This window comes from Allobosea sp. 2KB_26 (assembly GCF_052115715.1).
In the GTDB taxonomy this organism is placed as follows: Bacteria; Pseudomonadota; Alphaproteobacteria; order Rhizobiales; family Beijerinckiaceae; genus Allobosea.
On record NZ_JBFRHE010000021.1, the window covers coordinates 14860 to 38653 of the forward strand.

Below are 23794 nucleotides of genomic sequence, written 5' to 3' on the forward strand. Positions count from 1 at the left end.
GCTATTCGACCGCGGCGCCGTAGGGCACGTTGCGCCCGCCGAAGCGCCGGACGCGGATATTGGCCTGCTCGGCATGGCCGACGAAGCCTTCCATGATGCAGAGCCGCGAGCAGGCTTCGCCGATCAGGACCGAGGCCTCGTCGGTCAGGATGCGCTGATAGGTACAGGTCTTCAGGAATTTCCCGACCCAGAGCCCGCCGGTATAGCGCGCCGCCTTTTTGGTCGGCAGCGTATGGTTCGTGCCGATGACCTTGTCGCCATAGGAGACGGTGGTGCGCACGCCAAGGAAGAGCGAGCCGTAGTTCTTGAGCCGATGCTGAAAATACTGCGGGTCCGCCGTCATGACCTGCACATGTTCCGACGCGATCCGGTCGGATTCCTCAGCCAGTTCCTCCAGGCTGTCGCAGAGAATGACCTCGCCATAATCCTCCCAGGCCTGGCGCGCGATTTTTGCCGTCGGCAGGATCGCGAGCAGGCGCTCGATCTCGCGCATCGTCTCGCGCGCCAGCGTCTCGGAGGTGGTCAGCAGGATCGCCGGCGAATTGACGCCGTGCTCGGCCTGTCCCAGCAGGTCGGTGGCGCAGATCTCGCCATCGACCGTCTCGTCGGCGATGATCAGCGTCTCCGTCGGGCCGGCGAAGAGATCGATGCCGATCCGCCCGAAGAGCAGGCGCTTGGCCTCGGCTACATAGGCGTTGCCGGGGCCGGCGAGCATGTCGACCGGCTTGATCGTCTCGGTGCCGAAGGCCATCGCCGCGATCGCCTGGACGCCGCCGAGGCAGTAGATCTCGTCCGCGCCGGCCAGATACTGGGCGGCGACGATCAGGGGGGCGGGCGCGCCATTGAACGGCGGTGCGCAGGAGATGATGCGCTCGCAGCCCGCGACCTTGGCGGTGACGACCGACATATGCGCCGATGCGAGCAGCGGATATTTGCCGCCCGGCACATAGCAGCCGACATTCGCGATCGGGATGTTCTTGTGCCCGAGGATCACGCCCGGCAGCGTCTCGACCTCGATGTCGCGGAGCGCCGCGCGCTGCGCCAGCGCGAAGTTGCGGACCTGCTCCTGGGCGAAATCGATGTCGTCGCGCTGCCGGGTCGTCAGGCCGTCGACGCAGGCCCGGATCTCGGCATCGCTCAGCCGGTAGGAGGCGCGGTCGAGCCCGTCGAACCGTGTGGCCAGCGCGCGCACCGCCTTGTCGCCGCCGGTCTCGACCTGCGCCAGCAGCTCCTCCACCGCCTTGGTGAGAGCCTTGTCCTGAACCGCGTCGTCGGACCGTGCCGCCGTCTTCAAGCGCCTGATCATCTCTGCCTTCCACACCACATCTGGCCGGGGAGTGTCCGGCGCGGACGGGCCGGCTGACAATTTCGCAGTCGCTTGATTGCTGACGCGAAGTGACGCAGTGATCGCGTCAGCATGCTGCTGACGCGTGGGGGCGGGGACGCTGTGAGACCTGAAGGCGTGGAACGATTTTCGGCGAACCTGAGGTTCCTCTGCGAGCGTCACAGCTCGATCACGGCCGTCTGCCAGAAGATCGGGCTCAACCGGCAGCAGTTCAACAAATACCTCTCGGGCGTTCACCTGCCGTCGCCCGGCAATATCCGGCTGATCTCGCAGTTCTTCGGGCTGGGGCCGGCCGTGCTCTTCGCCGACCCGGACGAGGTCCGGATGCTCGTCGACGGCAATTATTTTCCGGTGCTGGAACGCCTGCGCGGCTCGCGCCAGTTCGACGCCTTCATGAATGCAGCGGTGCTCGGCGCCAAGCGGGAAACGCCTGATATCGCGGGGGTCTATGACCGCTACCAGTATTCATCGATCTACAAGGGCGCGATCATCCGCTCGCTGCTCTGCATCTACCGCAACGAGAACCTCTATCAGCATTGCTATCTCGAACGCTTTCCGAGCGCGGAAGCGCGGGGGAAGACGGATTACATCTTCAAATATCACGGGTTCACGGTGCCGCTGGCCGGGCGGATCTTCTTCTTCGATTTCGAGAGCGTCCAGAAGAACGAGCTGACGACCTCGATCCTGATGCCGGTTCAGCGCAGCAAGACCAAGTTCATGTTCGGCATCGCCAGCGGCATCGCAGCGACCATGCTGCGCGAGCCCTATGCGACCAGGACCGCCTTGCACTATCGCCGCGCCGGTCTGATCGGCAGGGACGACATGGCCATCGCCACGACCTTGCAGCCCGACGACCCCTCAATCCCGCGCGATGTCCTGCACTATCTCGGCGATGGCAGCGACATGCTGCGGGTGAGCTGAGCTGCGCTCGTGGCCTGGAGCGGGGCGGGGACAGGCCCGAGGGCTCTGTCGAAGCCGATACCGCATCGCCGCCGCACCCGAGCCGACCTCCAGCCGGCTCACGAGCTTCACGTCGATAGGCTTCGACAGCCGCGCCCGCTATGGCAGGGATACCCGACAATTCACCGCGACGGGTCGGCTTGTGCCCATAGCGGACGCCAGCAACGATCGCTTGCGGACAGCCTGATCGCGCCAACGGCAGATGCAGCGAACTGCGCCGAAGCCGGTTGCGGCGTCTGCCTGCGGGCCATGAGGTCGCGGAAACCGGTCCGACCCAGCTTGGCGTGAAAGAAGAAGCGCGGCGCCGCACAGGCCGGGCTCAACGCTCACGCGAACCGCCGGGACAGGCAACCTTCTCTCTTACCAGCGAAACCTCAGCCCTCCGCGGCCGCTGATGCTATGGCTGTCGGCAAAATGGACGAGGCTGGTCTGGGCCTCGATCTCGCCATAGAGCGAATAACGGTCCCAATCGTATTTCGCTCCGAGACCGAGGCCTCCCCAAAGCCGCTCCTCGCGGCTGGTGAAGGGGGTGCCGGCGACGGATGTCTTCGTTCCATCAAGGAACGCGTAATGCAGGTTCGCTATGCCGTAGAAGGCCGTCTTGACCTGTTTCCCGGCGCTGTCGTTCCAGCTTTGCGCATAATCGACGGACAGGCCGAGCCGTCCGCGCAGGCTGGCCCCATCGCTCAATGCGACGCGAGCACCGAACGGATCGACGAAGCTGTCGGCATCGATCCGTGCGTAAGTCAGCTGCGCCTGTGGCGTAATCGACCAGATCGCATCGATCGGTATGCGCTGTCCGAGCTCCAGCCCCAGCACGTAGCCGAAACCGCTCGTTCCCTTGGCGAGCTGACGCCCGGTCGTCGTCGAGGACAGGTCGCTATCGAACCAGCTGAGTTTGGCCTGGGCGTCGGCATAGAAGCCTGTCGCGCCATACCACGTCAGTGTCCCGCCGAATCCGCTGCCATGGGCCTTGATCTTTCCACGCCCGAAGACCGAAGCAATATCGGCCAACGCTTCGTCATGGTGCAGCGTAGCCCCTCCGACGAGCATACCGGCGTCGCTGGCGAAAAGCTGTCCGTCGGCACCAGCCTGCAGACGCCAGCTATCGATCATGTAGCCCGTGCCGCTTGTCGAGAAGCCCGGCGTAACGCGGCGATGGGCGGCATCGATGCGCGCCCAGATCGCGCGCCCTGCCGCAGCGGACGTCGCATCAACCTGGCCGTCGAAGCGCTGACCGATACGCTGGCGCAGAGTCTGCAAGTCGTTCAGGCTCTGCAGGACCTGACCATAGGCCTCATAGATCGGCACGCCCGGCTGGTTGATCGGGCGCGCCGCAGCGCTGGCGCCAGTCGGCGACGAGCCGGGTGCTGAAGGCGCGATATAGGCCGAACGCAGATACCAATCGCCATCGTCGGGAGTGCTGACGCCGTTCTTCTGCAGCGTGTAGGCATAGGCGCCGGCGACGACGGCCTGCTGGCCCTGGAAGACATAGTCGCCCTGGAGCGTGAAGGCGCCATTGGAGATCCCACCGACATCGACGACCTTGATGCCCTCGACGGTCGGGGCTCCGGCGCCCCCTTGATTCAACACCTTCACGCTGGTCGAACCTGCGGTGTTGCCGGTGATGACGAGACGGTCGGATGGCGAGGAATCGCCGCCGAGCACGGCTTCGATCTCGAGCCGACCGCCATTGCCGAGATAGTTGCCGTTGATGGTCAGCGTACCGATCGAGTTGCCCGGCGCGATCGTGCCACCCGGCTGGTTGGTCGTGGCGCCGACCGTGCCGATGCCCTGCAGGCGTCCGGCGATGACATTCATCGTCCCGCCGAGGATGCCGTTCACCGCGAGCGTACCTGCCAACACGCTGCCGGCGCCGGTGAAGGTCGAGCCGCTGTCGCCGGTCAGCGTCAGCCTGCCGGCGCCGTCCTTGATCAATGCGCCCGCTCCGGTGAAGCTGGGGGAGATGCCGATGTCATGGCCATTCGTGTCGATGACGGCGCCATTCGGGCCGACGGCGATGTTTCGCGTGCCGAAATTGTTGAAGAAGGTGGCGTTGTCACGAGTGGCGCGCAGCAGGGCGCCGTCGAGTGTGACGCTCGCTGCACCCGCGCCGCCCCGAATTCCGCTGGTTTCCAGAATTCCGCGATTGGTCGCCGTGCCCTGTAGAATCAGCGTCCCGCCGGAACCTGCGGCAACGCCGAGCAGGACACCTCCTTCGGCGCGAACCAACCCGTTATTCTCGACTGTCAGCGTACCCACGCCGTTGTTGCCGATGGTGAGGCTGTACGGCGACATCAACCATTTCGAGCCTGCTCCGGTCACCGTGACGCTGCCGGTGCTGTCGGCGCCGATATAGCCCTGATTGCTGCGGACGGTTGCGCCATCTTCGATGAGCAATGTGCCCACGCTGAAGCTGCCGACAGTAAATTGGCCCGCATTGGTCCATGTCGTGCCCGGGCCGGTCAGCACGGCATCGCCCTGAGCGCTGCTGCCAACGACGCCGTCTGCGCTCGAAACCGTCGCGCTGTCCTCGACGCGCAGAGTTCCGGCGCCGTACAAACCGACGGTCAGCCGGCCGCTGTTCTGCCAGGACGAACCTTGGCCGCTGACCAGCGCGTTGCCATCTCCGCTGATGCTGCCGTCGACATTTGAAACTCGACCGCCAGCGAGAATGTTCAATGTCCCGGTTCCGTTGTACCCGACATACAGATCACCGGCATTGGTCCAGGTTGAAGCGCTGCCATTGCTGTCGATGCCCGAGACCGTGACTGTGCCCTGGCTGCCGGAATCCCCCGCGATATAGCCGCTCTGATTGTTCACCCTGCCGCCATTGAGGATGGTCAGCGAACCGGTTCCGGACTGTCCAATGACGAGGTCGCTCGTATTGGTCCAGGTCGACGCGTTGCCACTGCCGTCGATGCCTGAAACGCTGACTGTGCCCTGGCTACCTACGTCGTAGCCGATCGTACCGAGATCATTGACCACCGTTCCGCCAGCGGTGATGTCGAGCTGGCCGATGCCGGTCTCGCCGACCCGGAGATCACCGCCAACCGTCCAGTTCGGCGATTGAGCAGGGCCCGGGCTCAGATCTCCGCTGCCCGTGACCGATTGCGCGCTCGCCGGCCGCACTCCGGCGGCGCAGACGAGCGCGGCGATAGCCGTCGACAGAAGCAGCGGCCGACCGCAGAATCCGGAGCGGACATGCGTCCTCGTGGTTCGTCTCAGCACCTTTCAGCCCCCCGGCTGTGATGTCGCATTCCATCGTCGGCTTCGCCGCATCGACCCGCCCCTAGGCGGAGAAACGCGTTGAAAGCGAATCGACGCGGCAGACTGCATACACTGGCATTTGAGAATGAATCGTAGGTAGCAAGGCTCGGTCTCTCTGGAACGTTTTTGGTTCCAGAGAGCGGCCGAATGACTTCACTTGGTGGTGCAGCCGCCGCGGACGAGCATGGTCTGGCCGGTCATCCACCAGCCGTCCGAGACCAGAAGGCGGATGCAGGGAACGATGTCCTCGATGTCGGTCAGGCCGGTCTGGTGAATGTCGCCGGAGCTTCTCCGCCACCCCGCATGGGCGATGATCGCAGGGCGGAACCGATGGCGTTTGTCGCTGATGCCCGGCCGGCTGATCCCGGACGATCTCCACGGCTCAACGCCACGCTGAAGCTGACGTGACAATGGTGGCCGGACATTGCCGCAGCCTCAGAGGGCGTCCCTCTTCAGGAGCTGGAAAAGCCAGTCGGCGAACACCTGCAACCGGCGGGCGAGATACTGACGGTGCGGATACAACAACGTCATCGGCATCGGCGCTGCTCGGTGATTGGGCATGACCTCGACGAGTTCGCCGGCATTGAGATGGAGCTGAACGTCGTAGGCGGGGATCTGAATGAGCCCGAGCCCGGCAAGGCAGCAGGCAATATAGGCTTCTGCGCTGTTGACGGTGACCCGAGCCCGCATGGGCAGCGTTCGTAGCTCGCCTCCCTCGATCCACTCCCAGTCCTCGATGCGGCCTGTGGCGGGCGAAGCATAGTTGACGGCCAGATGGGCAACGAGGTCCCCAGGCTGTTGGGGCAGGCCGTGAGCGGCGAGATAGCGAGGGCTGGCGACGTTGATCAGTGGCAGATCACCGACCTTGCGTGCGACCAGGCCGGAGTCGCTCAGCGGGCCGACGCGCAGCACACAGTCCACATTTTCCTCAACCAGATTCACGGCCCTGTCGGTCACACGCAGCTCGATGTCGAGCTGTGGGTAGAGGGCCAGGAACTCCGGCAGGGCCGGGGCAATGATCAGACGGCCGATGCGGCCGGGGACATCGATTCTGAGCTTTCCGGCCGGCCCCACCGTGCTCTGCCGGAACAGTTCTTCGGTTTCCTCGACATCGGCGATGACCCGCAGACATCGCTCATAGAATGCGGTTCCATCCTGGGTCGGGGAAACCCTTCGCGTCGTGCGATGAAGGAGGCGAGCGCCGACACGGCCCTCAAGCTCAATGATCGCGGCCGAGACCGACGAGCGCGGCAGACCGAGCGTGTCGGCAGCCCGGGTGAAGCTCGAGCATTCGACGACACGCGCGAAGGTCCGAAACAGGTCGATACGATCCACGGAAGCCCTGCCTGAAGATTGTTCGCGCATTCTGACAGGTGATGTCAGGTTCGGCGCCTTTATGATGAATTCGTAGACGATATCCTCCCTGCCTGAAAGCGGCTGCGTGGGTGGTCGCCAGGCGGCCAATGGAGGCCAACGTCATGACCGATCACAGTATCAAGGGAAAAACCGTTCTCATCGCAGGCGGCGCCAAGAATCTCGGCGGGCTGATTGCCCGTGACCTGGCCGGGCAGGGCGCGAAGGCGGTGGCCATCCACTACAACACGAGCGCGACCAAACCCGCAGCGGATGAGACGGTTGCCGCCATCAAGGCCACTGGCGCTCAAGCCGCCGCCTTTCAGGCCGACCTGACCACAGCCGGCGCGGTCGAGAAGCTCTTCGCCGACACCGTCGCTTCCATCGGCAAGCCCGACATCGCCATCAACACCGTCGGCAAGGTGCTGAAGAAGCCCTTCGTCGAGATCACCGAAGCCGAGTACGACGACATGACGGCGGTGAATTCGAAGTCCGCCTTCTTCTTCCTCAAGGAGGCTGGAAAGCACGTCAACGACAACGGCAAGATCTGCACGCTCGTGACCTCGCTGCTGGGCGCCTACACGCCCTTTTATGCCGCCTATGCCGGGACGAAGGCGCCGGTCGAGCATTTCACGCGGGCGGCGTCGAAGGAGTTCGGCGAGCGCGGCATCTCGGTGACCGCGATCGGCCCGGGCCCGATGGATACGCCTTTCTTCTATCCGGCCGAGGGAGCCGACGCCGTCGCCTACCACAAGACGGCGGCGGCCTTGTCGAGGTTCACCAGGACGGGGCTGACCGATATCGAGGACATCGTCCCCTTCATCCGCTTCCTCGTTTCGGACGGCTGGTGGATGACCGGCCAGACCATTCTCGTCAACGGCGGCTACACCACCAAGTAAGCCGGCGCAGCGCCGCGCCACTGCGGGCACCGAGCCCGATGTCTTTCCGCCTGTGCCGGCCAGGACATCGGGACGAACTCCAACATGTTTCCCGAGCAAGGGGCTGGGCATGCATATGGCAATGGTGATCGCCGGGGGCATCGTTCTGCTCGGCCTCTTTCTTCTCTTCGGCAAGCTCTGGGCAGGAACCGATCCGGATCCGGCATTCGCTGCCAAAGCCTTCCTGCCGGTTTGGCTCGCCATGTCGCTGACCAATATGTGGGTCGGCGTGGCGAAGGCCGGCTACTCCTTGCGCGACGAGCTGCCGATCCTCTTCATCGTCTTCGCCCTCCCGGCAGTCATCGCCGGGATCGCGGTCTGGCGCCTGGCGAAATGACGGAGACGAGATGACCGCTCAATCCGTCCACCACCATCCGCTGCTGCGCCGCCGGGACGGCCATCATGCCCGCGTCACCTTCGAGGAGCTGTTCTTCGACCTCGTCTATGTCTTCGCGGTCACCCAGCTCAGCCATCAGCTGCTGCATAACCTGAGCTTCACGGGCGTCATCGAGACGCTGATCCTATGGTTCGCGGTCTGGCTCGGCTGGCAATATACCTGCTGGGTCACCAACTGGTTCGACCCCGAGGCGCCGCGCATCCGCGGTCTCCTCTTCACGGTCATGCTCGCAGGCCTCGTCATGGCATCCGCCATTCCCGATGCCTTCGGCGGACGCGGGCTGATCTTCGCCGGCGCCTATGTCGCAATCCAGGTCGGACGAACCGCCTATATCGCCTGGGAACTGGGCCCAGACCACCCGCTGTCAGCCAACTACCGGCGCATGCTCGGCTGGCTCTCGATCGCAGCGATATTCTGGATCGCCGGCGCCTTCATGGACGATTGGACACGTGCCGGCCTGTGGGCGATCGCGGTGGCCTGCGAATATATCTCGCCGATGTTCGGCTTTCCCTTGCCCGGCCTCGGCCGGTCGAAGACGCGCGACTGGACCATCGAAGGCGGGCACCTCGCCGAGCGCTGCCAGCTTTTCGTCATCGTCGCACTCGGCGAAACGCTTCTCGCCACCGGCGCGACCATGGCCAAGGCCGCCGGCTGGGATGCTGCGATCCTGTCGGCGCTGCTCGCCACGTTTCTCGGCACGCTGGCCATGTGGTGGCTCTACTTCGGGACAGCGAGCAAGGACGCAACCGACACCATCACCCCTTCCCCCGATCCCGGCCGGGTCGGCGCCCATTTCCACTATATCCACGCGATCCTTGTGGCCGGCATCATCGCCACGGCGGTCGGCAACGACCTGGTGCTGGCCCATCCTCATGACCCGCTGAAGACGCCCTACGCCCTGATCCTCTCGGCCGGCCCTGCGATCTATCTGCTCGGGAGCGCCATCTACAAGAAGGCGGTCTATGGCGTGGTGCCGACCTCGCATAGCGCCGGCGTCGTGGCGCTCTTGCTCCTGATCCCCGTCGCCTCTGCCGTTGACCTGCTCGCCATGGGGTGGCTGACCACGGCCATCATGCTCGCGGTCGGCCTCTGGGAGGGCCGGATGCTTCGAAAGCGGCGGCTTTCCGGCGATCCGCGCCAGGCTGCTCATTGAGAACATGGACACCATGCCCCGGCTGCACACGAAGATCATCCGTTCGTCGCCGCCGCCGGCATGCAAGCAGGCGCGGTTCAGCGAGGTGCTGGCCTTCTGGCAAGGTGCTTCGGCCAAGTGGTTCGCAAGGGATGCACGCTTCGACGCCGCGTTTCGAGACCGCTTCCTCGCCCTGCACCTGGAGGTCGCTACGCGGCGGCACGACGACTGGCTCGACACGGCCGAGGGTGCGCTGGCGCTCCTGATCCTCACCGATCAGTTCCCCCGCAACGCCTTCCGGGGAAACGGCCATATGTACGCCACCGATCCCCTTGCCAGATATTACGGCGGGCAAGCCGAGGCCGCCGGACATATGGACCGCGTCACGCCCGACCTGCGCCTCTTCTTCTGCCTGCCCTTCGCCCATTCGGAAGATCTGGACGACCAGGATATCTCCGTCAGGCTCAACGCGAGATTGGGTCAGCCGTGGCTGTCCCACGCCGAGGGGCACCGCGCCATCATCCGCCGCTTCGGCCGCTTCCCGCATCGCAATCCGATGCTGGGACGCGAGACGACGCCGGCGGAAGCGAGATTCCTCCAGGGTGGAGGTTTCCGGGGATAGCAGCGGAAGATCGGGTTGTGGGGGGACGACGTCGCCTTGAGCAGAGAAGGTGAGGCGGACGTCATCTGGGGGCTTATTGTGTCAGGTTTTCTTGTTCTGCTTGCGCAGGCGGTCATTTATTCCATCGTCATGGGGGCGGTTTTCCTCAAGCGGAAGACGATCGGCATCGGCGTCTTCTACTGCCTCCTCGGCACCATGCATTTCCTTGAGACCTATCTGGCCGCCGTCTTCTTCATCGAGCTGCCCTTCGGGCTGATTTCCCCCGGCTCAACGGTGATGTTCGCAGGCAAACTCGCCTTCTTCCTGCTGCTCTATATCAAGGAAGACGCCGAGGCGATGCGCCAGCCGATCTACGGCCTGCTGAGCGGCAACATTCTGATGATCGCGCTCGGGCTCATCCTGCGCTTCTACAGCGACCCTGCGAGCTTGCCCGGCTACAACCCCGATCTACGCTTCATCGACCAGATGGGCCTGCTGATGATCTGGGGAACCATCCTGCTGTTCGTCGACCTCCTCGCCCTCGTCATCGTCTATGAGCGACTGGGCGCGCCGGTGACGAACACCATTCCGGGCCGGATCTTCATCAGCCTGGCGATCGTCCTGAGTTTCGACCAGTTGCTCTTCTTCGCCGGCCTGCACAGTCTCGCCGGCGTGCCGACACTGGCCTTCTACGGGGGCTGGATCGCCAAGATCGGGGCGGCCGGCTTCTTCAGCCTTATGCTCACCGCCTATCTGCGGCTCCTGGAGCGCGACGCCTCGCGCGCCGCGACGCAGGGCATGGCCGACATCTTCGATCGCCTGACCTACCGGCATCGCTATGAGAAGCTGGCCGAGCAAGTCGGCAGGGATGCATTGACCGGCCTGCAGGACCGCGGGCAGTTCGATGCGAAGGGGGCGGCCATGCTGCAGGCTGCCTCCACGGCAAAGCTGTCGGTCAGCCTGATGATGGTCGATATCGACCACTTCAAGGCGATCAACGACAGGCACGGCCATGTCGAGGGAGACCACGTGATCCGCAAGGTGGCCGCCACGATCGCTGCGGCCAAGCGTGAGGGCGACCAGCTCTTCCGCTATGGCGGGGAAGAGTTCGCGTTGCTCTGCCCGGAAACGCCGCCAGGCGCCATGGTCCTGGCAGAACGCATTCGAGCCGCCGTGGCCAACCGCGCCGCCGCTGGATTAGCGCAGCCCGTGACGATCAGCATCGGCATCGCCACTTTTCCGGCGGATGCCAGAGACTTTCGCGGGCTCCTCCTCAAGGCCGACGCTGCGCTCTACGAAGCAAAGACGCTGGGACGAAACAGGGTCGTCAGCTCCTCCGCGGCAGGCGCGCGACCGATCAGGTCAGCCTGACCTCGCGGCCCCCGCGCGATGTCCTGCACCATCTCGGCGACGGCAGCGACATGCTGCGGGTCAGCTGAGTTGCGCTCGCGTGGCCTGCATGGGGGAAGAGCGTTCGGCCTGGACCGCAGCGCCTCGCTTGGAGCCGCGGGCAGCTCCTCCGAAGAGCTCAATGTGGCTCCGAATGGTCGGGCGAATGAGTTCGCTACGCCAGCTGCTGCTTGCAAAGAAAGCCATGACGGAAGAGGTTGCGTTACCTCCCATTCTTGCGGCGCCGGTCATGAATTCCAAGGAAAAGTCGTTTCTGAACCGCGTGCGCAGCATCCTGTCCGATCTATCCCCTGCCGAGCGGCGCCTCGGCGATTTCGTCTGCGACTTTCCCGGCGAGGTCGCGACCTATTCGGCCCAGGAACTGGCGGCGCTGGCCCATGTCTCGAAGGCCACGGTCTCCCGCTTCGTCCAGCGGCTGGGCTATGAGAGCTACGAGGAGGCCCGCCGGCACGCCAGGCTCGACCGGCAAAGCGGCTCCCGCCTGTTCCTGACCACGACGGAGACGACCGGCGAGCAATCGATCTCCGCCAATCTCTCCCAGGGCATCGCCAATCTCGAGGAAACGCTGCGGCCCATCGGGGAAACCCAGATCAGCAGCGCGGCCGAAGCGATTTTGGCGGCGCGCAAGGTCTGGGTCATCGGCTTCCGGGCGAGCTTCGCCTTCGCGACCTATCTGCAATGGCAGCTGACGCAGGTCATCGAGAACGTCGTCGCCATTCCCGGCGGCGGCCAGACCTTTGGCGAGCATCTGGCCAGCCTCTCTCCCGACGACGTGGTGATCTTCTTCGGCTTGCGCCGGCGCGTCTCGCAGACCGAGGCGCTGCTCGATCAGATCGGCCGGTCGGGCGCCCGGCTGCTTTTCGTGACGGATGAGAGTGCCGATTACGAGACGCGCAGCCAGTGGCATTTCCGCTGCCAGACCCTGGCTCCGGGACCGCTGTTCAACCACACGGCGGTGATGGCGCTCTGCCATCTCCTCATCATGCGCTGTATCGAGATCGCCGGTGCCCCGGGGCGCACGCGCCTGCGCAATATCGAGGCGCTGAACGACGCGCTCGACGAGCTCTGAGATCGTCCAGAGCATGCTGCGAAAAAGTGGCAACGGTTTTTCGCGCTAAGCACGCTCTAAACGATGAGCCGCGGCCTAGCCGGAACCTCGCCCTCGTGAACCGCCTTGCCATGCCTGCCGCAAGAAGCGGCAGGCATGGCGCATTTATGGTGCTTTACGAAACTACAGTTTCAGGTAGCTTTGAATGAACGGATTGTTCCAACGATACCCGAAGGAGACGGGTGGTTCTTGGAACCAGAGGGAGCATACGACCCCTTCCAGGGCAGCAGCAGACGGCGCAAGCCTCGCACCAGCCGAAAAAAACAGCGGGAGGCCTGCGCGAACCATCACGAACGATCAGGGGAACGATCATGGCAATGGACATCTCGCAGCCACCAGGCGCATCGACGCCGATGTCGCGTCAATTGGAAACCGCATTCAGCAGGATCGGCGTCACCGGCGCTCACAGGAAGATCCTGGCACTGGTCCTTATCGGCTGTCTGTTCGACAGCTTCGAACAGAACACCATCGGCGTTGCCGGCCCGCTCCTGCGCCAGCACTGGGGCCTGACGGGCGCCGATATCGGCCTGCTCAACACCATCACCTTTGGCAGCGCCGCGATCGGGCGGCTGATGTCGGGCATTCTCGGCGACCGTTACGGGCGCCGCGTCATGCTGACCATCAACCTGTTGCTGTTCTCGATCGGCTCGGCCGCCTGCGCCTTGGCGCCGGACTTTTTCACCCTTTGCATCGCGCGCGCCATCGTCGGCTTCGGCGTGGGCGGTGAGATCTCCACGGCCGTGACGATGCTCTCCGAATTCTGCTCCTCCAAGTTCCGGGGCACTGCGGCGGGGCTCGTCAATGTCGGCGCCGGCGGCTTCGGCAACTTCCTCGCCCCGGCCTTCGGTCTGCTGATCTTTACGCTGTTCCCAGGCGAGGATAGTTGGCGCTGGCTCTTCGCCGCCTTGGCCGTGCCGGCGCTGCTGGCCGTGTTCTATCGGCGCTACGTGCCCGAGACGCCGCGTTTCCTGGCGTCCCGGAACCGGTTCGACGAGGCCAACAAGGTCCTGTCGATCCTCGCGTCCGGAAGCCTGCGGCCGCGCAATCTCGTCGTGCACCCCTATCTCACCGCCGATGCGACGCAGGCCCCGGTCAAGTCCGACTGGCGCGAGCTGTTCCGCCAGCCCTTCCTCGGTCGGACGATCCCGGTCGCCATCGCCATCCTGATGAGCTACGGCGCCCAGCTCTCGGTACTGACGCTGATGCCGTTGATCTTCGTCTCGATGGGGTATTCGCTGCAGGGCAGCCTGCTCTACAGCATGATCATCCAGAGCGGCAGCGTGCTGGGCGCGATCGCCGCTTCGACCCTGGGCTATTATCTGCCCCGGAAGCTGGTTCTCACCGTGGGCGCGGGCCTGGCGTGCATCGCAGCCGTGTCGATCGCCTATCTCGGCAGCAATATCTACATGGTGCTGCTGTTCGGTGCGATCTTCCAGTTCTTCGTGCTGCTGCTCAACACCTCGATATGGATCTATGCTCCCGAGTTGTTCCCGACACGGATCCGTGCCTTCGGCGTCGCGCTGATCCTGGCGACCGGTTCGGCCGCCGGCTCCTTCGTGCCGCTCATCTCCGGCATGCTCTTCGACAAATACGGCATGGTCGGCGTCTTCTCGCTGGCGGCGGCGATGTATGCGGTCTTCGTGCTCTGCATCCAGATGGGCCCGGAAACCTATGGCCGGTCGATGGAAGACATCACCCAGCCGGCCGAGACCGATGTCCCGGCGGCGGCCGAACCTCTTGCCCAACCTCTTTCCGAACCAGCGAAGGCAGCGAGGGCGTGACCCGGCATATCCTGTTGATCAATCCGAACAGTTCGCAGTCGACCAGCGCGATGATGCAAGCCATCGCGCAGCGGGCGACGAAGAACGCGCTGGCCGTGGCAGTCGCCACGGCCGAGCGCAGCCCGGCCATGATCGTGACGGAGGACGACCTGCTCGCCTCGGCCGAAGAGGTGGTCGAGATCGGCCTGCGGCACGCCGCCGATTGCGTCGGCATCGTCGTCAGTGCCTTCGGCGATCCCGGGCTCGACGATCTCAGGCGACAGGTCGCGATTCCGGTCGTCGGCATCTGCGAGGCCTCGATGCGGGTGGCGTCGCAGGGCGGTCGCCCGTTCGGTGTCGCGACCACGACGCCGCTTCTGGTCGACGCCATCGCGGCGCGGGCGCGCGCGCTCGGCTTTGCCGAACTCCTGACCGGAATCCGCTGCACGGCAGGCGATCCCACAGCGCTGGCCGACGACAAGGCCGCACTGACGCAGGCCCTTGGCGAGATGGTCGAAGCCTGTATCGCGGCCGACCAGGCTCAGGCCGTCATCATCGGAGGCGGCCCGCTCGGCGAGGCGGCCGGCGCCTTGCAGCCGAGATTCTCGACCCCGGTCATTTCGCCGATCCCCTGCGCGATCGCATTCCTGCTCGAGCAGATCCCGAGCGCGCGACGAGAGGCTCCGATCGTAGCGGCAACGGCCGGGGAATAATCGGATTCGGGCTGCCAATCGTTTGTCGGCACGATCGGCGGCGGGCAGGCACGGTCCTGATCGACCATGGCGTCCCTGCGCTGAGCTTACGTCAACCCGCCGCTCTCGAAGAAGCGCTTGGTTCGCTCCGATGTCGGGGCCCGAAAAATCTCTCCCGCAGGCCCGAATTCGGTCAGCCGACCGCGATCGAGCACCATGACATGGGAGGCGACGTCCCGGGCGAAGGCGAGTTCATGCGTCACGATCAGGGATGTGCGGCCGCCCAGTGCGAGCCCCTTCACGACGTTCAGCACCTCCGCTGTGAGCTCGGGATCGAGCGCCGATGTCGGCTCGTCGAAGAGCATGATCGAGGGTTCCATCATCAGCGCGCGGGCGATCGCGATCCGCTGCTGCTGGCCGCCGGAGAGCCGGGCCGGATAGGCCTCCTCCTTGTCGGGAAGTCCGACCTTGGCGAGCAGGTCGCGGGCGCGCTCGACCGCCTTGTCCCTGCTCCAGCCGAGCACGCCGATCGGCGCCTCGATCAGGTTCTTCAACACGGTGAGGTGCTGGAACAGGTTGAAGGACTGGAAGACCATGCCGATGCCGGTGCGGAATTTCGCGACCTGCCGATCGTTCAGCGTCCTTGGGCCACGCGCCAGCCCCTGCGGCGTCAGGCTGACATCGCCGACCGTGATCTCGCCGCCCTGAAAGCCCTCGAGCCGGTTGACGCAACGCACCAGCGTGCTCTTGCCGGAACCGCTCGAACCCAGGACCGCGACGGTGGCGCCGCGGGGAATCTCGGCGCTGACGTCGTGCAGGACCTGCACCTCGCCGTAGGACTTGCTGATCGACCGGAAAGCGATGGCGGGGCCGGCCGCCATGGGAGCCTCAGTCATGCCGCAGCTCCGAAATAGCCGGTCGTCGGCAGCTTGCGCGTGGCCCAGCGAACCGAGCGCGAGATCGCAAAGACGACGACGAAGTAGATCAACGCGACGATCGTATAGATCGGCATGGTCAGGAACGTGGCGCTGACGATGAGGCCCGCCTGATACATGAGATCGGGCACCGCGATCACGGAGACGATCGACGTCGACTTGAAACAGGTGACGAACTGGTTGAGCAGGCCCGGCACCGATCGCATGATCGCCTGCGGCAGCACGATGCGCGCCATCAGCCGGGCATGCGTCATGCCGAGCGACTTCGCGGCCTCGACCTGTCCCTTGTCGACCCCCTCGATGCCGCCGCGATATTCCTCGGCGAGATAGCCGCTCGTCTGCAGCGTCAGCGCGACGAGCGAGCTGTAGAAGGCCGTGAATTTCAGCCCGAAGATCTCGGGCCAGGCGTAGTGGACCCAGACGAGCTGCACCAGGATGGGCGTGTTGCGGCAGAACTCGACATAGAAGGTCGCCGGCACGCGGACCCAGCGACGGCGCGAGAGCATGCCCAGCGCCGCGATCAGGCCAACGACCAGCGCCAGCAGCATCGACAGCACCGAAAGCGAAATGGTGATGCCGAGCCCGTAGAGCAGCGCGTCGCGAAACTCGTAGAGGATGGTTAGAGTCCGCTCCATCGCTGCTCTCTCTTTCAGGCTCGGGCAGAATTACTTCTTGGTGTCGAAGAGCGAGGTCCGCGACAGATAGGAATCGTACAGCTCGGCGGCCCGGTTATTGGCGACGATCCAGGCTGCGAAGGAATCGAGGAAATCCTTCCAGTCCGAATCTCCGTAGCGGATCGCCCAACCATTCTGCTGCGTGCTGAAATCGCCCTCGAAGGCGGGCGCAGCCCATCCGTTGCCCTGCACCTTCGTCCACCAGCGAATGGTGATGCCGTTGGCGAGCGCGATATCGGCGTCGCCGCGGCGAACCGAGTCGAAGGCGGCGAGATCCGTGTTGACCTGCAGCGCCAGGAGCTTCGCCTTGGGGAAGATGCGCTGCGACACTTCATGATCGCGGCTGCCGGCGACGACCGCGATCGTCACGGACGGATCGTTCAGATCCTCGACCTTCTTGAACCTGGCGGCCTTCTCCGTGCTGACCACGCCGTTGATGCCCTTGGCGGCGAAGGGCCGCACGAAGTTGATCTCGAGCGCACGCGGGGCGTTGTAGAGCAGGCTCGCGCCGAACAGGTCGCAATCGCCGCGGTTGAGCGAAAGCGGCGCCATGCCGAACTGAACCTCGACCGGCTCGACCTTGACCTTCATCCAGCTCGCCAACTCGTTGACGAGATCGACGAAGACGCCGGTCCACTGGCCATTGCGCGGATCCTTGTAGCTGTCCGGCGTGACCTGCGCGTAGCAGACCTTGAGCACGCCCTCGCGCTTGACCTTGGCGAGCACGCCCTCCTTGGGTTGCGCTGCGGCTGGCAATGCCAGCGCGAGCACGCCGGCGGCGAGCACGGCACCTTTCAGAAACCTGGATCCGATCATCGACTTGTCCCCTCGTTTGGTTGTTCTTTAGTCAGAGCGCTTCATTCGGCTGCTCTTCATTCAGCCGCTCTTGGCAGATCCCGTGCCTTGCGCGGCTCGAACATCCTGGCGAAATGATCGGGAATCGTGCCGTCCTGGGTGAGACCGGAGGCGGCGCTGATTTTCCACCATGCGACATCGGCCTCATGCACGACAATGCATTCAAGGCTGCGCTTGACGTTGTCGCCCTCCGGCGAATGGCAGGCGGCAATATGGGCGATCGATTCCGGCAGGCCGACCGTCAGGCAGATATAGGCGCCGTAGACCGGATGGCGCAGCGAGGGCCGGCCGACCAGGCTGGCATCGGCCTTCCACCGCGCCTGGTTCTCGGGGTCGCACTCCCAGGCCTTGCCGACATCGTGGCAGAGGCCGCCGCAAATCACGACGTCCCGGTCGATGACCGCCTCGGGATAGATCTCGGCGAAATAGTCGACCGAGGCCAGCGCGAGCCGGGTCACGCCGCTGAGATGAAAATTCTGGCCGCCGCGCCTCATCACCATGATGCCGGGATTGGCTTCTCCCGGGATCTCGCTGATGCGCGAGAAGCTCGACTTCTCCAGCGCCAGCGCCCAGGCCTCGATCGCCCCCTGCCGCAGCGTCGGATCGCTGATCCACTCGATCTCGGGCAGATCCTCCAGAATGCTTTTGCGTAACCGATCCATGCGCCGCCCTTCCGTGGCCGAAAGTTCCGTTGCAGGGAAGCTAGATGGCAAAGAACGCATCGTAAAATTTGATTTTCGGATATCACATCATTGCATAATGCAATGTATGGCCCGTGCGAGGATCAGCCCATGCGACCGACGACGGCGCAGCTCGAGACGTTCTTCTGGATTGCCCGGCTGGGCTCGGTGAAGGAGGCCGCGCAGCATCTGAACCTCGCGCAGCCGACCATCTCGCTGCGCCTTCAGGAGCTTGAAGCGCAGTTCCAGCGCTCGCTGTTCGACCGTGGCGGGCGGCGGCTGGCCCTGACCTCCGCCGGTGAGGCGCTCCTGCCGCGCGCGGTGGCGCTGGTCCAGGAATTGACGGGCATCCGCGAACTCATCACGGGAGAAGCGCAAACCACGGGCGGCGTGGTTCGCGTCGGATTATCCGAGACCTTTGCGCATATCTGCCTGTCCCGCTGGATGAAGCTGCTCGCCCGCGATGTGCCGGGCGTGCAACTCGACATTGCCGTGGGAACGAGCGCTGAACTCGAGCATCAGGTGGTGGAGCGGCGCCTCGACCTGGCATTCGTCATCAATCCCGTCGGCGATCCCAAGCTCGCGGTCATTCCGCTCGGCATCCAGGAGGTGACCTGGGCCGCATCGCCGGAGCTCGCACTCCCACGGCAGATCACGCCGCAGCTGCTCGCATCCCGGATCGTCATCACCAACCCGCACCCATCGCCGATGTACCGCCAGATCATCGACTGGTTTCGCGAAGACGGGATTGAACCGGAGAAGATCTGCCGTTGCACGAGCGTGACCCTGGCGACGGAACTCGTTCGGCAGGGGCACGGCGTCAGTCTGCTGCCGACGCCGTTGATCGAACCCTACCTGCGGGACGGAGCGATCCTGTCACTCCTGCCGAGCAGGCCACCCACACCATCCCGACTGTATTGCATCTATCGATTTGCGGAGCAGAACCGGCTCCTGGACGCGGTGCTTGCGGCGGCGCGGTCCGCGATCGAGACGCTGAATTTCCTGCGCAATTGACGCCGTCGCCCTAGGGGCGACGGTTTTTCGCACCAAAGCATACCCTGATGTGGAAACAGGCATAACGTTGCCGCAGGGCAGGGCGTAAGATACTAAAATCATTGAATCTGGAATTTCGATTCTTTGGCATCGATTCCGCATTTCAGGGCATAATCTTACCTCAGTTTGACGCTGAGAAAGTTCGTTCCAGGCACGAAAAAGCCGGGGCTTTGGGAGCGCCGGCACAAAGAATTCGGTTGAGGCTCTGGCTCTATAACGTGGTCGGTATTTGCGCGCGCAGGTTGAACCGCGCGTGTATCAGCGCCGGGCCAATCGCCGGATTTATGCTGAGTCTCAACCTCTACAAATGACGAGCACAGTATGCGAGCGATCCATCGGTTCTGTGCGCCAGAAGCAGACATTGGCTCCTTGCCCGAAAGCGGACTTACGCCGCGGAGTATGCGCGGCTGAAATAGACCCATTTCGGACGGCAGGAGGTTCCGCTATCCCGGCGCCCCGTTCACCACCTGTATCGAATGGCGCCCTTGCCGCCGAGGCTGCGGCTGTTCTCGCCGAATTCGCCGTCGAAGGTGGCGGCGATGGAGAAGCCGTTCCTGAGGTCGAGCTCGGCGGTCGCCGTGGTGCGCAGTGCGTTGCGGTCGAGCGCCGCGCCGCTGACCAGGAAGGTCGCGCCCGGCAGCGACTGGAAGCTCGCGGTGACGCTGTTGGCCGTGTCGAAATTGTGCACCCAGGCGACCGCGCCCTGCAGCGAGAGCGGCAGCCCGGCGATGCTGACATTGGCGTCGGCCCGCAGGCCGAGCTCGCTGCGCGTCGTGGTGACGTCGCGCGAGGCGTAGGACAGCGCGAACAGGCTGGTCCCTGCAAGCGCCGTCTCGGTATAGTTCGGCAGTGCGATCGCGGTGAACTGCGCGGCAGCGTAGGGCGTCAGTGCCGCCGGGCCGAGCGCGAAGCGATGCCCGGCCTCGAGCCTGCCCGACCAGCTGTTGACGTCGAAGCGGGCCTCAAGGCGCTCACCGCCGACGCTGCGGTCGGTGGTGACGTCCTGCCAGCCATAGGCGAGGCCGGCCGAAAGATAGCTCTGGCCGAAATGCTGGCGCAGGAAGACACCGGCCTGGTACAGGTCGGATTTGCCGGAACCGAGGCCATAGGTGTTGAAGCTGGTGGCGCCGCCGGCCAGCGCGAAGCCGGCAATCGTCGAGGGCGTCAGCCTGTAGTCGGCGCCGGCGGCGGCGCCATAGACGCGGTTGGTGTTGGCGGCGGTGCCGGCGCTGGCATCGGCGCCGGTGAACTGCGCGCCGCCGAAGCCGCTGCCCCAGACGCTCCAGCGCCAGGCATCGGGATCGGCGGTCAGCACGGCCCTGCGGGTCGGCAGGTCGGCTGCCTTACCCGCGCCCGCCTTGCCGGAGCCATAGGCGGCATAGGAGGCGAAGCTGCTGGGCGCGGGCGCGATCGAGACGCCGCGGCCTTCCGGCGAGGCGTCGACCAGCGCACCCATGAACTGGGTCATGGCGCCAATCGTGGCAGTCTGCGTTCCGGTCGCCGGCTCGCCCGACGCGTGCGTCAGGCCCTCAGGCGTCAGGCCGCCGAGTTCCAGCGGGATACTGCCGTTGCTGTCAAAATAGCTCTCGACTGCGTTGGCGACGCCACTTTGGTTGGAAGTGAAGCTGGTGCCGGTAGGTGGCGCCATGGCCAACGTCAGATTGAGATAGACGTTATGAAAGCCATAGCTCAGGGCTGCCTTGAAGCCGGCGGGCAGGTTAGTGTCGGTCTGGCTGACGAATTGGCCATAAATACCGCCGCTCGACTGGAGGATGGTGTACTGCTTGGAGACATAGGTGCCGGGAGCGAAGCGCGCGCTGACCTTGCCGCCGTCGAGATGGGCCGAGGCGGAAACATTGACCCGGCTTGCGTCAGATGACGAGACTTCCACCGCATAGGTCGAGCGCGAGTTGAGCCTCAGGACGCCGTTGACGTTGAGCGTGCCGATCGGGTTGCCGGGCGCGAGCGTGCCGCTGATGATGGTCTGGCCGACCGTGCCGGTGCCTCCAAGCTCCCCGCTTGACACGATCACCGCATTGGCGAGCGAGCCGTTTACCTCCAGCCTGCCGCCGTAGACCGCGGTTACGCCCGAGTAGGTGTGGGCGCCCGAGAGCGTCAGCGTGCCGCTGCCGGTCTTCGTCAGGTCGCCGGTGCCTGAGATGACGCCCGCGTAGCTGGTGTTGATCGACTGGTCGACGGTCAGCCTGCCGCTGCCCAGGGCGATAGTGCCGCCGGTGCCGGAGAGCGAGGAGGCTGTCAGGAACCTCCCGCCGAGATCGAGCGTACCGCCGTTCACCGTATAGGCCGTGGATTGGACGGCGGCGGCGAATCCGCTCAATCGCAACGTGCCGGCTTCGACCGTCGTGCCGCCGGTATAGGTGTTGGCGCCGGTCAGCGTCAGCACGGACGTGCCGATCTTGGTGACACCGCCTGAGCCCTTGATGACGTTGGATAGGGTGGCGTCAGTGGGGCTGTCGAGGGCAAGCGAGCCAGCGAGTTCGATATCGCCTCTCAACGTCGTCGAGCTGTTCAGGGTCAGAGCGTTTGTGCCGCCGGTGAAGGTGATGGCGTTGGCGCGCACGGTGCCGGAACCATTGAGGCCGCCACTGATAGTAGAATTGGAACCAAGGATAAGGGACAGATTGCTGCCGACGATGGCGGCGCCGCCCACGCCGTGCGAGCCATTGACCGCACCCCCGGCGCCGCCCATTCCGCCATTGCCTCCGGTCACCTGCGCAGAGGAGCCAATGAAAACGGTTTTGGCGCCGGTGGATGTGAAGTAAAGCCCGGCACCGCCGCTGCCTCCAGCGCCGCCGTACCCCTGCCCATTCGTGGCCCCACCACCCGCACCACCATTGCCGCCTATGAGAGTGCCGGTGTTCGATTGGGTCCATGTCCCGCTGCCGGTGACGATTGCGGCCGTGCCGCCGGCGCCGCCACCACCACCGCCGCCGTACCAAGGCGAAGGCTGACCTTGCCCGCCGTTGACGCCCCAGCTTGAGCTAGTCAGACCGGGGCCGAGATACCCATGGGTGCCGCCGCGGCCGCCGGCGCCGCCAAAGGCCGAACTGCCGCCTGAGCCACCGGTCGTCAGGCCGGCCCCACCGCCACCGCCACCGCCACCTTGGCCACTATTGTTGTCGCCGCCAGCTCCGCCAGCGCTGGTAAGAGAGTCCGTGCCGCCCGCACCACCGATGCCACCAGCGCCACCATCGGCCCAGCCGGGCCCAGCCGCCAACATCAAGGTGAGAGACGAGACCGCGATGAGCGCGGAGGAGGGTGTCAAAGCGCAGCGAACGGGCGGGGGCTTCCGCGTCGGCACAGGCAGGTCGGCAAGCATAGAGAGAGACAGCCCCATAGTCCGCATTGATGCAAATGACCTATAGTAACAGATCGCGGCTAACGATTATCTCGAAAATCGCGGCCAGGCGATGCCGATTCAGAAAATATCAAAAAAAGTCAGAGCATCGCGCCCCCCCGATTCACGGACATTTTGGTGTGCGATGGTAGGGATGGCCGGCGAGGACCTAGTTATAAGGTCAGAAAGCCGACCTGCTAAAGATCCGCTGTGGACCCGGAAGCGGACGTTGGCACATGGCCGGTTTCGTCGATCCCCTCACGCAAAAAGCGGCCGGCTTAGCCGAGCGCTTTTCTTGCTTGCGGAACTCAATGTAAAATCGCGGCAACACTATGCCTCGATTTTCACCTGAACGGTGAGAGGCGAACACGCTGCACTGGGACGATGTCGTCCAAACGCAGCGTGATCCAGCCTATCCAGGCCGATGGGCTCAGTTCTTCTGGAAGTGGAAGCCTTCAGCGAAGGTCAGCTCCACCATATCGCCACGCCTCAGGCGCCTGAGCCCGTCCTGAATGCCGGGATCCACGACTTCGCGCGCCCGCGGTCCAAGCGGCCCGACATAGTTCACGACACCTGTCGCCGGATCGAAACTCTCGAACCTCGCGGTCACGGTCAGTGTCCGCACGATGAACTTGTCCGGCAGGTTCTGGAAGCTGGGGCTGCTGACCGCCTCGGTATAGATGATCGTCGGCTTGGCGCCCTTGCGAGCGCGCTTGGCACCAAGGATCACGCCTTCGACGCGTCGGATCCGGACGTTGTCACCGGCGTTGATATTCTGCAGATCGCCGAACACTTCCGGCACCGCGACGGGCCAGGTCTGGCGGCCCTGCCGGACGATCACCATGCGCTCGGCGGGATTCACAGCGGCGACCTCGACATCAAGCTGCTCGACTTCCACCGGGCCGACGCCGGCGACGATGACTGTCTGGCTTGTCACAGTCGGGCCGGTCGCGCAGCCCGCAACCCCCACCGCCAGCGAGACTGCAAGGACCAAGCTCATTTGCTTCAACATCGGGCTTCTCCACTTTCAAAGGCAATCCGGTTTGAGACCTTTTGCCGGCCTCCGGATTCGATCGGCAGATTATGGAAGGCAGGAATGGATGACTGGGCGAGCTTCAGGAAGAAGAGGCCAAGTTCGGCCGCAACACAATAGGCTCTCGAATGACTTGCCTGGGGCGCGATGAGACGTAGCCGCAGCGGTCGGCGGGGGCCGCGGGATACTGAGGTTGCTCGTTGGCGAGCCTGGCGGGAGCGAAGAAAACGGAGAGGCGAC

19 protein-coding genes and 1 pseudogene are annotated in these 23794 nt (G+C 64.6%); 10 read left to right on the forward strand and 10 right to left on the reverse strand.

Annotation, left to right across the window (positions count from 1 at the left end; genetic code table 11):
- Position 1: 1 nt before the first annotated feature.
- Positions 2-1306: a histidinol dehydrogenase gene (gene hisD / locus AB4099_RS30970; RefSeq protein ID WP_441480908.1), complete on the reverse strand. Its 1305-nt coding sequence runs from the start codon at positions 1304-1306 to the stop codon at positions 2-4.
- A 156-nt stretch (positions 1307-1462) separates the two neighbouring features.
- On the opposite strand from hisD, the gene AB4099_RS30975 reads away from it, so the two are divergent.
- Complete coding sequence (locus tag AB4099_RS30975) at positions 1463-2266, forward strand: XRE family transcriptional regulator (RefSeq protein ID WP_441480909.1); 804 nt, start codon at positions 1463-1465, stop codon at positions 2264-2266.
- Between the two features lie 399 nt (positions 2267-2665).
- On the opposite strand, the gene AB4099_RS30980 is transcribed toward AB4099_RS30975, so the two are convergent.
- The 3 genes and pseudogenes from AB4099_RS30980 to AB4099_RS30990 all read right to left on the reverse strand — a co-directional run bounded on the left by AB4099_RS30980 (position 2666) and on the right by AB4099_RS30990 (position 6910).
- Positions 2666-5536, reverse strand: coding sequence for an autotransporter family protein (locus tag AB4099_RS30980; protein ID WP_441480910.1), 2871 nt, complete (start codon positions 5534-5536; stop codon positions 2666-2668).
- Positions 5537-5728: 192 nt separating this feature from the next.
- Positions 5729-5845 (reverse strand): annotated as a pseudogene (locus AB4099_RS30985) (SDR family oxidoreductase); the annotation flags it as partial.
- A 165-nt stretch (positions 5846-6010) separates the two neighbouring features.
- Positions 6011-6910, reverse strand: coding sequence for a LysR family transcriptional regulator (locus AB4099_RS30990; protein WP_441480911.1), 900 nt, complete (start codon positions 6908-6910; stop codon positions 6011-6013).
- Between the two features lie 143 nt (positions 6911-7053).
- Here AB4099_RS30990 and AB4099_RS30995 point away from each other — a divergent pair, with 143 nt between their 5' ends.
- The 8 genes from AB4099_RS30995 to AB4099_RS31030 all read left to right on the forward strand — a co-directional run bounded on the left by AB4099_RS30995 (position 7054) and on the right by AB4099_RS31030 (position 14987).
- Positions 7054-7827: an SDR family oxidoreductase gene (locus tag AB4099_RS30995; protein WP_441480912.1), complete on the forward strand. Its 774-nt coding sequence runs from the start codon at positions 7054-7056 to the stop codon at positions 7825-7827.
- Between the two features lie 109 nt (positions 7828-7936).
- Complete coding sequence (locus tag AB4099_RS31000) at positions 7937-8203, forward strand: hypothetical protein (protein WP_113512016.1); 267 nt, start codon at positions 7937-7939, stop codon at positions 8201-8203.
- 10 nt (positions 8204-8213) lie between these two features.
- Complete coding sequence (locus AB4099_RS31005; RefSeq protein ID WP_441480913.1) at positions 8214-9416, forward strand: low temperature requirement protein A; 1203 nt, start codon at positions 8214-8216, stop codon at positions 9414-9416.
- A 13-nt stretch (positions 9417-9429) separates the two neighbouring features.
- Positions 9430-10017: a DUF924 family protein gene (locus tag AB4099_RS31010; protein WP_441480950.1), complete on the forward strand. Its 588-nt coding sequence runs from the start codon at positions 9430-9432 to the stop codon at positions 10015-10017.
- 78 nt (positions 10018-10095) lie between these two features.
- A complete protein-coding gene (locus AB4099_RS31015) occupies positions 10096-11367 on the forward strand; it encodes a GGDEF domain-containing protein (protein ID WP_441480914.1) in 1272 nt (423 codons plus the stop codon).
- A 268-nt stretch (positions 11368-11635) separates the two neighbouring features.
- Positions 11636-12475 (forward strand): MurR/RpiR family transcriptional regulator, encoded by an 840-nt coding sequence (locus AB4099_RS31020; protein ID WP_113512039.1) that lies wholly within the window; start codon positions 11636-11638, stop codon positions 12473-12475.
- Positions 12476-12825: 350 nt separating this feature from the next.
- Positions 12826-14295 carry an MFS transporter gene (locus AB4099_RS31025; protein WP_441480915.1) on the forward strand — a complete coding sequence of 490 codons (1470 nt, stop codon included), beginning with the start codon at positions 12826-12828 and terminating at the stop codon, positions 14293-14295.
- The gene (locus AB4099_RS31030; protein ID WP_441480916.1) at positions 14292-14987 is read left to right on the forward strand and encodes an aspartate/glutamate racemase family protein; all 696 of its coding nucleotides are present in this window, start codon (positions 14292-14294) and stop codon (positions 14985-14987) included. Before AB4099_RS31025 ends, AB4099_RS31030 begins: the two co-directional genes overlap by 4 nt.
- Positions 14988-15073: 86 nt before the next feature.
- Here the strand turns inward: AB4099_RS31030 and AB4099_RS31035 are convergent, their stop codons facing one another.
- The 4 genes from AB4099_RS31035 to AB4099_RS31050 are packed head-to-tail and all read right to left on the reverse strand — an operon-like array spanning position 15074 to position 18092.
- The gene (locus AB4099_RS31035) at positions 15074-15862 is read right to left on the reverse strand and encodes an amino acid ABC transporter ATP-binding protein (RefSeq protein WP_113512008.1); all 789 of its coding nucleotides are present in this window, start codon (positions 15860-15862) and stop codon (positions 15074-15076) included.
- On the reverse strand, positions 15859-16536 hold the full coding sequence (locus tag AB4099_RS31040) for an amino acid ABC transporter permease (protein ID WP_113512006.1): 678 nt from the start codon (positions 16534-16536) through the stop codon (positions 15859-15861). The genes AB4099_RS31035 and AB4099_RS31040 overlap by 4 nt, the downstream gene beginning before the upstream one ends.
- 30 nt (positions 16537-16566) lie before the next feature.
- On the reverse strand, positions 16567-17391 hold the full coding sequence (locus AB4099_RS31045; protein WP_113512004.1) for a substrate-binding periplasmic protein: 825 nt from the start codon (positions 17389-17391) through the stop codon (positions 16567-16569).
- Positions 17392-17447: 56 nt separating this feature from the next.
- Positions 17448-18092, reverse strand: coding sequence for an HD domain-containing protein (locus AB4099_RS31050; protein ID WP_113512002.1), 645 nt, complete (start codon positions 18090-18092; stop codon positions 17448-17450).
- Between the two features lie 129 nt (positions 18093-18221).
- Here AB4099_RS31050 and AB4099_RS31055 point away from each other — a divergent pair, with 129 nt between their 5' ends.
- Positions 18222-19124: a LysR family transcriptional regulator gene (locus AB4099_RS31055; protein WP_441480917.1), complete on the forward strand. Its 903-nt coding sequence runs from the start codon at positions 18222-18224 to the stop codon at positions 19122-19124.
- Between the two features lie 499 nt (positions 19125-19623).
- Here the strand turns inward: AB4099_RS31055 and AB4099_RS31060 are convergent, their stop codons facing one another.
- Complete coding sequence (locus tag AB4099_RS31060) at positions 19624-22449, reverse strand: autotransporter family protein (RefSeq protein WP_441480918.1); 2826 nt, start codon at positions 22447-22449, stop codon at positions 19624-19626.
- A gap of 502 nt (positions 22450-22951) precedes the next feature.
- A complete protein-coding gene (locus AB4099_RS31065) occupies positions 22952-23533 on the reverse strand; it encodes a hypothetical protein (RefSeq protein ID WP_441480919.1) in 582 nt (193 codons plus the stop codon).
- Positions 23534-23794: the final 261 nt, after the last annotated feature.